The 12,922-nt window shown below is 38.8% G+C and carries 10 protein-coding genes; 5 read left to right on the plus strand and 5 right to left on the minus strand.

Going from position 1 to position 12,922, the window contains the following annotated elements; genetic code table 11:
• The first annotated feature begins 220 nt into the window (after positions 1-220).
• Positions 221-1,324 carry a DUF695 domain-containing protein gene (locus QE382_RS17300; protein ID WP_307187025.1) on the plus strand — a complete coding sequence of 368 codons (1,104 nt, stop codon included), beginning with the start codon at positions 221-223 and terminating at the stop codon, positions 1,322-1,324.
• Here the strand turns inward: QE382_RS17300 and QE382_RS17305 are convergent.
• Positions 1,321-2,817: a hypothetical protein gene (locus QE382_RS17305; protein ID WP_307187026.1), complete on the minus strand. Its 1,497-nt coding sequence runs from the start codon at positions 2,815-2,817 to the stop codon at positions 1,321-1,323. The two genes, QE382_RS17300 and QE382_RS17305, sit on opposite strands and share 4 nt — an antisense overlap.
• Before the next feature lie 141 nt (positions 2,818-2,958).
• On the opposite strand from QE382_RS17305, the gene yiaA reads away from it, so the two are divergent.
• Positions 2,959-3,426, plus strand: a complete 468-nt coding sequence (gene yiaA, locus QE382_RS17310; RefSeq protein WP_293904052.1) for an inner membrane protein YiaA — start codon at positions 2,959-2,961, stop codon at positions 3,424-3,426.
• A 102-nt stretch (positions 3,427-3,528) separates the two neighbouring features.
• On the opposite strand, the gene QE382_RS17315 is transcribed toward yiaA, so the two are convergent.
• Positions 3,529-5,289, minus strand: a complete 1,761-nt coding sequence (locus QE382_RS17315) for a sensor histidine kinase (protein WP_307187027.1) — start codon at positions 5,287-5,289, stop codon at positions 3,529-3,531.
• Positions 5,286-6,623, minus strand: a complete 1,338-nt coding sequence (locus tag QE382_RS17320; RefSeq protein ID WP_370877881.1) for a sigma-54-dependent transcriptional regulator — start codon at positions 6,621-6,623, stop codon at positions 5,286-5,288. The genes QE382_RS17315 and QE382_RS17320 overlap by 4 nt, the downstream gene beginning before the upstream one ends.
• A 228-nt stretch (positions 6,624-6,851) precedes the next feature.
• Between QE382_RS17320 and QE382_RS17325 the strand changes: the two genes are divergently transcribed.
• From QE382_RS17325 to QE382_RS17335, 3 genes are all read left to right on the plus strand, one after another.
• Positions 6,852-8,447 carry an ABC-F family ATP-binding cassette domain-containing protein gene (locus QE382_RS17325; protein WP_307187028.1) on the plus strand — a complete coding sequence of 532 codons (1,596 nt, stop codon included), beginning with the start codon at positions 6,852-6,854 and terminating at the stop codon, positions 8,445-8,447.
• Positions 8,448-8,734: 287 nt separating this feature from the next.
• Positions 8,735-10,471, plus strand: coding sequence for a GMC family oxidoreductase (locus QE382_RS17330; RefSeq protein WP_307187029.1), 1,737 nt, complete (start codon positions 8,735-8,737; stop codon positions 10,469-10,471).
• A 4-nt stretch (positions 10,472-10,475) separates the two neighbouring features.
• A complete protein-coding gene (locus tag QE382_RS17335) occupies positions 10,476-11,108 on the plus strand; it encodes a gluconate 2-dehydrogenase subunit 3 family protein (protein ID WP_294184724.1) in 633 nt (210 codons plus the stop codon).
• A 54-nt stretch (positions 11,109-11,162) separates the two neighbouring features.
• On the opposite strand, the gene QE382_RS17340 is transcribed toward QE382_RS17335, so the two are convergent.
• Complete coding sequence (locus QE382_RS17340) at positions 11,163-12,062, minus strand: OmpA/MotB family protein (protein WP_075994703.1); 900 nt, start codon at positions 12,060-12,062, stop codon at positions 11,163-11,165.
• Positions 12,063-12,165: 103 nt separating this feature from the next.
• Complete coding sequence (locus QE382_RS17345; protein ID WP_307187030.1) at positions 12,166-12,690, minus strand: hypothetical protein; 525 nt, start codon at positions 12,688-12,690, stop codon at positions 12,166-12,168.
• Positions 12,691-12,922: the final 232 nt, after the last annotated feature.

The following is a 12,922-nucleotide window of genomic DNA, read 5'->3' on the forward strand; positions in this document are numbered from 1 at the left end:
ATTTATAATTCCAATACTAATCCTAACAAACTCCCATCACAATTGTTTGTCCAATTATTTTTAAACTTAAATTCCCTTGCCGGATCGTAATTATATAATTAAATTTAGAAGCAGAGGGCTTCATGGTCATTTCATTCGGATTATTTTCTCCTCTCGACTATAAAAACACTTTTAAAACACAGATACAAACATTGTAGATTCAATCGAACAGCTATTAATTATGGGATTTTTGAATAATATTTTTGGTAAAAAAGAAAACAAAAAGGACGATGTGCAAGATTTTTGGAACTGGTTTATAAAAAACGAACAGATATTTTTTCAAATTGTTAAAAGTGGAGAACAAATTGATCAGAATTTTTTCAGCAAGCTTTCACCCAAGATCGATGCGCTTCGTAAAGAACTATATTTTTTGACTGGCATGTACGATGATGAAACAGCTGAACTTGTAGTCACTCCCGATGGGGTCATTAAAAATATTGCTTTCGTAGAACAGCTGATTGCTTCTGCTCCATCACTTCCACGCTGGAAATTTACGGCACTAAAACCAGCTATTGCGGATATGGAAAAATTCAAAATCAAGATGTATGGATTCTCCTTTGACATCAAGGATATGTTTTTTTACCCTGTTCAGCATAAATACCAGCCGGATGAAGTCGATATCGTTATCGTTCACCCCAATTATACGGAAGAAAACAAAGCTAATATTGCCCATGGAATAGAAATATTCCTTGATAATTACATTGGTGAACTCAATTCAATTATAGCTATAGACAATTTAAATGTGACCTCAACAGATCTCGCAGCTGAAGAGTTGATTCCGCTGATCAAATTAAAAGATTATTTGATCTGGCGAGAAAAAGAATTTGTGGAAAAGTACACCGATCTAAGACACAATACCAGCGATGATACTTATACTGCCTTTGAAGGTATATTAGAAAACGAGCTACCTATCTTGGCTATTATTAACACAACGCTATTAGACTGGGATGGAAAAGCCTCTCACCCTTGGATCGTTACCCTAAAAATCAGCTATGATGGAACGGCAACCAATGGAATGCCAGATCAGGAAACTTATGATTTAATGGATAAGTTTGAGGGGGAATTAATGAACAACCTTCCAGCTGATATTGGCTTTCTTCATATTGGCCGAGAAACCGCTGATAATCTAAGGGAAATTTACCTAGCCTGCAAAGAATTCCGAAAAATCTCCATGACCGTTGATCAGTTAATCGAACAGTATAAGGAAAAACTTCAAATTGATTATAGCATCTACAAAGATAAATACTGGAAATCGTTCGAGCGATTCTATACACAAATAGATTAAGGTTCTTCGATCGAATCCAACAAAACCCGATAAGGGCTTCCAGAAACAACAAGAGCCTTCAACCAAGTAACAAACCCCTTAACAAACAAATCCTTATTTTCTTTTTGATTCACCATAGCATCGACTGCTGCACGAAAGGATTTCCCTTGAATGACTGCAGGATTTAAAAGATATTTTTCTACCAATTTAACAAAATCAATGACTCTATTTTCATTGACACTCATCAGGTACTTTCTATACCTGCGAACAAAGCTCCTTAGTTTCGAAGTTGCCAAATCAATATGATCGAATTGGATGTGGATCAGAATTTCGAGCAGACTCTTCCGTATGGTCCATAACATCCCCATTTTCTTCTCATACCAGGCATCTGTTCGAGTCAATTTTTGAAGCTCAACTAAAGCAGTTTTATCGCGGAATTGGGTTAAAAACATGACCAAACACAATTGCAGATCCGCGAGATCAAGTTCACTTGACTTTGGTGCCGCTTGTTTGATCCCTTCCCTTAACAGAGCAAGACCTTGCGCGCCATCGCCAAGGTAATGAAAATTCAATGCCTTCAACAATTGGCACCGCAGTTGAAACTGTGTTCGAAAAGCAGGACTTGCTTGCGACAAAACGACATCCATCCGTTCCAAATCACGCAAACTTTCCTTAAAAAAACCATTCCGCAAATTGAAGTTAGCCAGATAATACAAGATATGGAGATAGTAAAATAGCTGAAGGACTCCCTGCTCCCGATGCTTTCGCAGGAAATTATCTGCTGTTTTTAAGAAAGAACGCACCAGCGCATAATTTTGATGAATTGCGGCATACTCATTCGCAATATACAAGAGTTGATAAAGTGATTTAAATGATAAAAGATCATCTAAGGAAATACTGTATTTGCTCAACGTATCCATAATCAACTTATTGAGGTCAACTATTTTTGCCTTCAAATGAATATCCTGTAATTCCGCACGCAACAAGGCATAAGCAATCTGAAATTTTGCTTCTTGCTGTAATTTCCGTTGATTTTCGGCAAAACGATCGACAAGCAATTCCAAATTGGTACTTGGATCCAAATAAGCATATTGTAATCTAGTTTGTAAAATCTCGTTCAACAAACTAAACTGTTCAAGAATAAGCGCTTTGTCTTCAGCCCGCTGAAGACATTTAAACCCAATCTTGATCGACTGACTTTCCAGTAGAAAACGGCCAACAACAAGCAGTCTCAGTGCTTCATGCGCCTCGCTGTTGTCCCGCTCAAAAACCTTATTTGAAAGAAAAAACAGCAAACTCTCATGAAGCCTCTTTCTCAAAGCATGATAAGCATTCCTATTTTTAGTAGGATCATATAATTTTTTTAATCTATTTATATCGTCAGTTTCCATAATTTCTAGCAACCTGACATTTTTCACGTCATTTCGCTTGTTTTTACGTTTCAAAAAGGCCTTAAAATCCTTTTTATCGTTATCATTAAGCAGTAATAGTAAGTCTGATATTGTATCTGTCATAGCCCAAATCTAGAATTAAATAAATATATAGAACAAAATAATATCGTCAGTATTCTTATAAAATTAAGTTTAAAAATAATTAGATCCTATAGATATTTGAATCACAAAACAACAACACATTAAAACTAAAACAAGAAAATTATGGAACCGCTAAAAAACATGATTGAAGAAAAAAAAGCTGAAAGAGATTCAAACAAAAGAAATCCATTTAAACCAACGGGCGCATTTATTGGTGCTTCATGGACCGCATTATTGGTTGGAACCGTTGGCTATTGTATAGGTTTATGGAATGCAACAATGGCATTGAACGAAAAAGGGTATTATTTTACAATTTTACTGTTTGCCCTGTTTGCTGTTATTTCCGTGCAAAAAAGTGTCAGAGATAAAGCGGAAGGGCTCGCTGTTACCGAATTATATTATGGTCTGAGCTGGTTTGCAACAATTGCTGCCGTCGTTCTGTTGACTGTAGGGCTCTGGAACGCGGAACTGCTTTTAAGTGAAAAAGGGTTCTATGCGATGTCCTTCTCCTTGAGTATATTCTCTGCGATCGCAGTGCAAAAGAACACACGCGATGCAAAACTTATTGATGACAATGAAATAAAACTTTAGCGGGTGCCGATCCTGCGGCCTCTGCAATGCAAGTCGCAGGATCTTTCAATCCCCTTTTGGACGAAAAAAAGGAAGAGCGTATTATTTTAGCTTTTCCTTTTTTTAGGTTGGTGGGTTGTAGGCTAATGGTTGAGGCAGAGGAATCGGAAGGTAAACAAAAAATGTACTTCCAATCCCAAAATCACTTTGAACATCAATTTCTCCCCCCATGCTTTCTATAAATTCTTTGCTTATACTCAACCCCAAACCCGTTCCTTCTTTTGTACTTCCAGGGACACGGAAATAGCGATCAAAAATTTTCGTTAAATATTGCGCGGGAATACCTTGACCATGATCTTCAACAAGTAAAAGTACCCTTGCACCAATTCTTTTGGCGGAAATACCGATAACTCCCCCCTCATCGGTATACCGAATTGCATTGGACAATAAATTCGTCAACACCCATGCGGTTTTTTCCGTATCGATAAAAACCATTGGCAACTCCTTTTCCAATTGCACGTCTATCCGAATTTGTTTTTGCTCTACCATCGACCGATTGGCTAAAAGTGCATAATCTATAATCGGTCCGATAGACGCTGGGGCCAGCTTCATCTGAATTGTACCGCTCTCCACTTGTGCAATATCCAAAAGTTCTCCCGTAATCTTCAGGAGACGCGCTGTATCATCAGCTATCCCTTCGAGCAAATCTTTTTGTTCTTCATTTAAATCTCCTACCCGCTTATTCTCCAACAATTGGATACCCATTCGTATGGAAGCGATAGGCGTTTTCAATTCATGGGAGACCGTTCCAATAAAATTTGTTTTTGCTACATCACGCTCCTTAAAACTGGTTACATTCTTCAACAAAATAAATTGTCCGATAAATTGAGAACTCTCCTCTCCTGTTGGAACAACATTGATATCAATGACCTCTAACTCAAAATAGTTTTCTTTTCCAGAAGCAAATACCTGAACCAAGCCCAGATGACCAGATTCCTGACGCAAAGAGCTAATTTTGTGGAGGAGGTTGCTGATCAAATCATTAAAAGATGCAATTTCCTCCAAATTCTTCCCCTCAAATTCAGCAAGTTTTAACCCCGAAATTAAACAAGCAGGTTCATTTGCAAACAGCACTCTTTTTTCCTCATCCACCCCTATAACAGCATCATGCATATTATCGATAAGTGCTTCAATTCTCTTTTTATGCTGTAAAATCTTACCTAATTTACTTTCTGTATATTCCTCGAGCTTTTGAGCCATTGTGTTGAACGATTTTGCCACCGCACCAAATTCATCCTTTCGCTTAAAATGAAGCCTCATTTTATAGTTCCCGGCAGCAATCTGTTTAATACTATCGCTTAATTGTACAATTGGAGCAGCAATAGCTAGGGGGAGGTTAACCAACAACACAAACGCAATCGTAAAACAGATCGCACCTACAATGGAGATCGCCAAAATAGCTTTTTCTGCTGTCGTATTGGCGACATTGTTTTTGTATTCAATCGCCTGCATGTTAAGGTACATCAACTGGAATATATCTTTACGTAAATCGGCCACTACCGTTGCATTTTTCGTCTCTCCTTTTAAACTCAAAAAGTGATGATTTACACGTTCAGTTACAGCCCTTTCCCCACGTTCGGTCACATTGCGCTTTTGGAGCATTAAGTTATGTTCAAATAGCTGAACGCCCTTCGTATTTGCACGAAAATCTTCCAAAGCCAACAGCATATTCCGGGAATAATGCAACGTCTTATAATTGTCGACTAAAATATTGTTTGTATCTTTTTTTAGCCGGTACACGTAATACCCACTCACTATTGCAAGCAGCAAGATCATGAAAAATAAAAAACCTACCCCAAATGTCAGCTTAGCTTTTAGTTTCATTGGATCTTATATTCTTCAATTTTTCGATACAAGGTAGCTATACCGATTTCTAACAATCGAGCAGCCTCCGCTTTATTTCCATTCGTATGTTTCAATACACGCTGTATATGCTGCCTTTCTATATTCGTCATCGAAAAGTTTGACGAGCCCCCCGCCCCTTCTCTATACTCACGTTCTCCAAAAGGAAGACTCTGAATATCCAGCACGCCGTCCTCACTTAAAATTACACTGCGTTCAATCACATTTTTCAGTTCACGAATATTTCCCCGCCATACATTGTGTTCCAAGGCCTGCACAAATGCAGGGCTCATCTGCAAAGGTTTCAAATTGGATTTTACAGCAAAAATATCGGCATAATATTGCGCCAGCGGCACAATATCTTGTACCCGCTCACGCAGCGGCGGTAATTCAATCGTGAAAACAGACAACCTATAAAATAGATCACTCCTGAAATGGTCAGATGCAATTTCGGTTTCGAGATTTCTGTTGGTCGCGGCTATAATACGTACGTCCACTTTCGTTGGTTTGGGGTCCCCAACTTTTAAAAACTCGCCGGTTTCCAAAACACGGAGAATTTTGGCCTGAAGTTCCACAGCCATCTCCCCGACCTCATCCAGAAAAATAGTCCCCAAATGTGCTTCTTCAAACAAGCCGCGCTGATCTTTCGTCGCTCCGGTAAAAGCACCGGATTTATGGCCAAACAGCTCGTTTTCCAGCAGATCTTTTGTAAATGCGGCACAGTTAATGGCCACAAAATTACGGTCTCTCCTGGAACTGGCCTGATGTATTGCCTGTGCAAAAATCTCTTTACCGGTACCAGTTTCTCCAGTTAGTAGAACCGTTGTATTGGTAACGGCAACTTTTTGTGCCATGTCAATGGCAGCCTTTATTGCACTAGATTTTCCAATAATCTTATCGAAAGAAAGTTTGTCTCCTAATCGCTTTTCTAATTGCTGTACCCTTCTTGCCAATGCAACCTTTTCACAGGCTTTATAAAGCAGGGGTATAATGCGATTATTGTCATCTCCTTTGGTTATATATTCAAAAGCACCATTTTTTATCGCCCGAACACCGTCTGGGATATTCCCGTATGCTGTCAATAGGATAATCTCTACAATTGGATACCGTTCTTTAATTAATTTGGCCGTTTCTACCCCATTACCGTCAGGCAGTTTGACATCGCAAAGAACAACATCTACATCGTTGACTTCAAGTTTCTTCAACCCCGATTTAATATCAGCTGCTTCAATCACATCAAAACCTTCCAGGCTAATAATTTTGGCCATCAATTTCCGAAGTTTCTCTTCGTCGTCTATCAGGAGAATTCTATTCACAATATTCGTTTTTTCAAAAGTACAATTTGTCCGAAGCAAATAGTAGAAAAATAAACAATTTGACTATTTCTCAAAAACTTTCCCGTCATCAAAATAAAAACGCTATATTTGCTTCTCTCAACATCCTTAAAACTGCATGTAAGATTAAAATTCTTTAGAACGAAATAAATACCATCCATTGACAATACCTGTCCAAATGGTCTTTTCTAACATTTAAAGAATTTCAACATGCTTTCATTACAACAACTTTCTTATATACATCCGAATAAAGATTTATTGTTTGGGAACATAAATCTACACATCAATGCGCAAGAGAAAATAGCGCTTATCGGCCACAATGGTATCGGTAAATCAACTTTATTGCGACTGATTGCCAAAGAACTATTGCCTTCCAGTGGCAGCGTACAAGTCAGTACCAGCACCTATTATGTTCCTCAAGTTGTGGGACAATTTGAGGATAACACAGTCGCCGAAGCACTTGGCATTGCCAAAAAATTAGATGCACTCCACGCGATATTAGCTGGCGATGCGTCTGAAGAAAATTTCAATAGACTTCAAGATGATTGGACCTTGGAGGAACGATGCCAAGAAGCTTTCGCGCAATGGGATCTGCCCGACATCCAGTTGACACAGAAGATGTCTTCCCTTAGCGGTGGACAAAAAACAAAAGTCCTATTGGCCGGAATCCACATTCACCGATCCGAACTTATTCTTCTTGATGAACCCAGCAACCATTTGGATATGGATAGCAAAACGCTACTATACGATTGGATTCAATCAAGCAAAAACACAGTGATTATTGTTAGCCACGATAGAGCCCTGCTTAATTTATTGGATGACATGGCCGAAATGACCCCAAAAGGTATTAAGCGGTATGGGGGGAATTATGCCTTTTACGAAACTCAAAAAGAGACCGAGCGCCATGCGTTACAACAAGATATTCACCACAAGGAAAGGGCGATTAAAATTGCAAAGGAGAAAGAAAGAGAAACAATCGAACGCCAAAATAGATTAAACAACCGCGCTCAAAAAAAACAGGAAAAGGCAGGTGTAGCGCGTATTATGATGAATACACTGCGCAACAATGCTGAAAAAAGTACAGCCAAAATAAAAAGTGTGCATCAGGACAAAATTGGAGATATCAAATCCGATCTACAGGAACTCCGAGGTTCACAATCTGCACTGGACGAGATTAAAATAGATTTAGGAAACAGTGCTTTTCCAACCGGAAAGAGTATGGTCAAAGTCGAAAATGTCAATTTCAAGTATGACTCACAAGGACTCTGGCCAGTTGATATCAACTTTCAATTATTCAGTGGAGATCGTATCGCACTACAAGGACAGAATGGATCTGGTAAAACGACATTGGTCAGACTTCTACTCGGCCAATTGACACCTGTACAAGGAAAAATTGAACGTCAATCATTTCGTGCGATCTATTTAGATCAAACATACTCCATTTTGTCTTCGCATCTAAGTATTTATGAACAGGCCCAGCAATTCAATAGCGACGCACTACCTGAACATGAGATCAAAATTAGGCTCAATCGGTTCTTATTTGGAAAAGACGATTGGGACAAGCCTTGCCAATTGTTGAGTGGTGGTGAAAAAATGCGTCTGATATTATGTTGTCTCACCATTCAGCAACAGTCGCCGGATCTAATTATCCTTGATGAACCAACAAACAATTTAGATCTTCAAAATATCCGGATTCTGACCAGAGCGATTCAGCTCTATAAAGGTACGCTACTCGTCATTTCACATGATGCGGTCTTTCTACAGGAGATCCATATCAACAAAGTCATCAAACTAAAAGACCTGTAAATGACAACTGCGTTTATTTCGTTGCAACGGAATAAACGCAGTATTCAATGACTGCTTCCTATAAAATTTTAATAAAACACGGTATCTTTTGTAACAATCCCATATTCGTTATTTAAAATCTGCTAAATCGATAAATTAATTTAAAAAAAACGAATTTTTATCGATATATTCACGATGATTTTAAACATGAAACAATAACCATTAAATTAATTGAACCTTCTCATTTACATAGCAGCCTTAGGGCAGATGTATCGCACAGGCCTCTCAATTAATTACTTCATTTAATTATGTCAGATTATCAAATTAAAGAAAATCCCGAATTATTTGACGCCATCGTAGTTGGTTCCGGCGCAGGTGGTGGTATGGCAGGTTATATACTTGCACATGCGGGGCTTAAAGTATTGATGCTGGAAGCAGGTCCTTTTTATGACCCAGCAAAAGATTCGTTACAACTACGCTGGCCTTGGGAATCTCCAAGAAGAGGAGCCGGTACCACAAGACCATTCGGGGATTTTGACGCAGCCTTCGGTGGCTGGCAAATCGAAGGTGAACCCTACAGCAAGGTAGCGGGAACTGAATTTGAATGGTTTAGAGCACGTATGCTGGGCGGCAGAACCAACCACTGGGGTCGAATTTCATTACGTATGGGACCTGACGATTTCAAGCCAAAGGATGGAGTAACAGACGAATGGCCTATCACTTATGAAGAAGTTAAGCCATTTTATGACCGTGTCGATCGAATGATCGGAATATATGGCACCGTGGAGGGGCTTCATAATGAACCGGATGGGATTTTTATGAAACCACCTAAGCCACGCTTAAACGAACTATACATTGCAAAAGGTGCCAAAAAAGCTGGAGTTCCAGTGATTCCCGGAAGAGGAGCCGTGCTAACGGAAGTATCAAAAGATATTAAAGATCGAGGTACCTGTTTCTACTGTGGCCAATGTGGCCGTGCATGTAAAGTTTATGGAGACTTTTCTTCTTCATCTTGTCTGGTTATTCCAGCGATGAAAACAGGTAACCTAAAGGTGATAGACAATGCAATGGTAAGGGAAGTCATTACAAATGATGAAGGAATTGCAGTTGGTGTTTCTTATGTAAACACCAAGGATTTGCAAGAATATACCGTTAAAGGGAAAACCGTTATTTTGGGTGCTAGTGCCTGTGAAAGCGCGCGGATCATGTTAAATTCCAAATCAAAATCGCATCCTGGGGGTGTTGGTAATAGCAGCGGTTTAGTCGGAAAATATCTCCACGATTCTACAGGGGCCAGTTTATCGGGCTTTTTACCACAACTACTTGACCGGAAGCGTTATAATGAGGATGGCGTTGGAAGTGTCCATATTTATTCACCATGGTGGGAAGATAATGCCAAGTTGAATTTCCCAAGAGGTTACCACATCGAATATGGTGGTGGTTTACATATGCCCTCTTATGGATTTTTGAATTGGGTACCGAAAGTAAATGACCTGGCAAAAAATTCGGATGGGAAGTCAAAAGCCAAAGGCGGTTATGGTACTGCATTAAAAGAAGATTTCCGTAGCTATTATGGTGCAAATGTAGGTATGGCAGGCCGGGGAACGGCATTGGCAAGAAAAGACAATTACTGTGAAATTGACCCCGATAAAGTCGACAAATTCGGAATTCCTGTGCTACGTTTCAACTACAAATGGGCTAATGAAGAAATAGCACAAGCCAAACATATGCAAGAGACATTTCAGTCTATTATGCACGAAATGGGCGCTGTAATTACTTCTAAAATACCAGGAGCAGATACATTGTATGGCCTGGAAGCTCCCGGAAAAATTATTCATGAAGGTGGTACCACAAGAATGGGAAATGACCCTAAAACCTCCGTTTTGAACAAATGGGGACAAGCGCACGATTGTAAAAATCTCTACGTCGTGGATGCGGGACCATTTGTACAACAAGGTGACAAAAATCTGACCTGGACAATACTCGCCTTATCAATGCGGACAGCAGAATATATACTTCAAGAAAAGAAAAAATTAAACGGTTAAAAGCATGAATAGAAGAGAATCTTTAAGAGCATTAGGATTAATTGCAGCTGGATCTGGTCTTTTAACCGCAGCTTGCAATTCAAAAGATGCTAAAAATGCAGTAGCAGACAATAGCAAAAAATTACCTGGAGTCCAGGATTTTGAATACGAACGCACGGAACAATTATATGCCGAAAAGTTTTTTGACGAACATGAAATGGCTACAATCACTGTTTTGGCGGATATTATTATTCCTAAGGATAACATTTCAGGAAGTGCTTCGGAAGCGGGAGTACCCGATTTCATCGAATTTATCGTAAAAGATTTGCCGGATAATAAAATCCCTATGCGTGGCGGACTTCGTTGGCTCGACCTCCAATCCAAAAAGCGTTACGGAACAGTATTTATCAAATGCAGTGCAAAAGATCAACTTGCATTGGTAGATGATATTGCCTACCCTGACTTGGCAAAACCGGAAATGAAACAAGGTGCCGCCTTCTTTTCATTAATGCGCAACCTGACTTCCTCAGGATTTTACACGAGTGAAATGGGTGTGAAAGATATCGGCTATGCCGGAAATAAACCTGGAGTCTGGAATGGTGTACCAGATGATGTGTTGAAAGAGCACGGTTTTGACCCGACTAAATTCTTTGGATAATAAAAAAATCCTTTCCGTTTTCGGAAAGGATTTTTTTATTTACCTCATTAAAATCTATTGTGCTGATGGCACCTCGGTAGCCTCCGGAGCCTTATCAATCAACTCCATAAATTGATCCAATTTAGGGGTGATAATAATCTGCGTTCTTCTATTCCGTTGCTTACCTAGAGCCGTTGTGTTATCTGCAATTGGATTATATTCTCCCCTACCGCCTGCAGTTAAGCGTTTAGGATCCACACCATATTTATTTTGTAAAGCCTGTACCACAGAAGAAGCCCGTAAAGTACTTAAATCCCAGTTATTCCGAATATTAGGTTTAGAAATTGGATCGGTATCGGTATTACCTTCAATCAATACTTCATAATCTCTATAATCTTGGATAATTTTCGCAATTTTACTTAATGTCTGGTCGGCTCTATCATTAATTTCATAGCTACCGGATTTGTAAAGCATATTATCAGCAAGTGAGATATAAACTACCCCTTTTAATACCTGTACATCAACTTCCTGCAATTCCTCACGGCTAAGCGATCTCGTCAAATTATTGGTCAATACCAGATTCAAGGAATCGGATTTGTTTTTCGTCTCAACGAGATGCTTAATATATTTATTTGAAGCGTTAATTTCATCAACCAACTTGGAAATATTAATATTTCCCTGTGAATTCTGATTAATACTGTTATCGAGCGATTTCTGCAAAGCAGCATAAGCCGATCGGAGATCCGCATTATTTTGTCGTTCAGAGGCCAACTGATCTTCTAAACTCTTGATCCGTGTCCGACCTTCAGCCAATTGAAGCTGTCCATCCTGATATTGTTTGGTCAATTGACTGTGCTCCGTTTGTAATTTACTATAGTCGGACTGTAAACCAGCATATTGCTTTTTGCTAACACCACATCCGATAACAAACAAACTGGCCGTTAATACAGTCATTGGAAAAACTAAATTCTTCATGATATACTCTTTTTGTAGATGTTGAATTAATTCATAGAACAAGATACGCAATATTCTAGCCAAAATACCCCACAGTCTTGTCAAATTAACAACCTTTAACGTCCTATTGGGCTAGCTCCTTCAGCTCTGTAGCGCTAAATACTTGCCCACCTTTAAGATAGGGATTTGCGCCTTTGAGATAATTATAAATAATTGATTTAGCCTCTTCATTGGGTAATTTATAAAGATTTTTAACAAGGAAATTTTTATCCTCAAGGATATTATTGTTATATCCCAAAAAAGAAGGCGCATGTACCTGTACGCTCCAACGTATAAACCGTGCTTCAATATGATTTGGATTTTCTTTTATTACTTCTTCCAAATAATTTTTACCCTCCTTAAACTGCCCAACTTTTTTAAATGGATTACCGATATGTTTCGCTAATAGGATCTGATAAGCGGCCAAGTATACTTTATCAGTAGGTGATTTGGCCCCCTCCTTTAACACTTTTAAATTATGTTCACATAGATCCTCATCCTTTACGGCCCCTGCATATTCCCTTCGAATTTTATCTATATTCACCTGTTGGCCAAATCCAGCCTTCGACAGGCAAAATAGAACAATGATTATTACTATTCGTGTTATCATAATTATAAATTAGCTCGTTTAAACCATTTCATTTTCCCGTTTAAATTACTAAAAAAATTGAATCCAGCTATTAATTTTAAATTACCATAGCATAACGCCAAAAATTCATGTCAACGCATCGCCACAGCCAGCCTTAAATAAGAGAAAAGTCTTCATTCCAATATATTTTTAAAGCAATTTTGCGGCATGAAACTGATTTTAGCAACAAGCCCATTCTGGTTAAAAGTGATTT

This window comes from Sphingobacterium zeae, assembly GCF_030818895.1.
GTDB lineage: Bacteria > Bacteroidota > Bacteroidia > Sphingobacteriales > Sphingobacteriaceae > Sphingobacterium > Sphingobacterium zeae.

Excerpts from the sequence above, each read along its gene's own strand:
- QE382_RS17305 (WP_307187026.1), bottom strand. The coding sequence starts at position 2,817 with ATGACAGATACAATATCAGACTTACTATTACTGCTTAATGATAACGAT.
- QE382_RS17345 (WP_307187030.1), bottom strand. The coding sequence starts at position 12,690 with ATGATAACACGAATAGTAATAATCATTGTTCTATTTTGCCTGTCGAAG.
- QE382_RS17325 (WP_307187028.1), top strand. The coding sequence starts at position 6,852 with ATGCTTTCATTACAACAACTTTCTTATATACATCCGAATAAAGATTTA.
- QE382_RS17335 (WP_294184724.1), top strand. The coding sequence starts at position 10,476 with ATGAATAGAAGAGAATCTTTAAGAGCATTAGGATTAATTGCAGCTGGA.
- yiaA (WP_293904052.1), top strand. The coding sequence starts at position 2,959 with ATGGAACCGCTAAAAAACATGATTGAAGAAAAAAAAGCTGAAAGAGAT.
- QE382_RS17340 (WP_075994703.1), bottom strand. The coding sequence starts at position 12,062 with ATGAAGAATTTAGTTTTTCCAATGACTGTATTAACGGCCAGTTTGTTT.
- QE382_RS17330 (WP_307187029.1), top strand. The coding sequence starts at position 8,735 with ATGTCAGATTATCAAATTAAAGAAAATCCCGAATTATTTGACGCCATC.
- QE382_RS17300 (WP_307187025.1), top strand. The coding sequence starts at position 221 with ATGGGATTTTTGAATAATATTTTTGGTAAAAAAGAAAACAAAAAGGAC.
- QE382_RS17315 (WP_307187027.1), bottom strand. The coding sequence starts at position 5,289 with ATGAAACTAAAAGCTAAGCTGACATTTGGGGTAGGTTTTTTATTTTTC.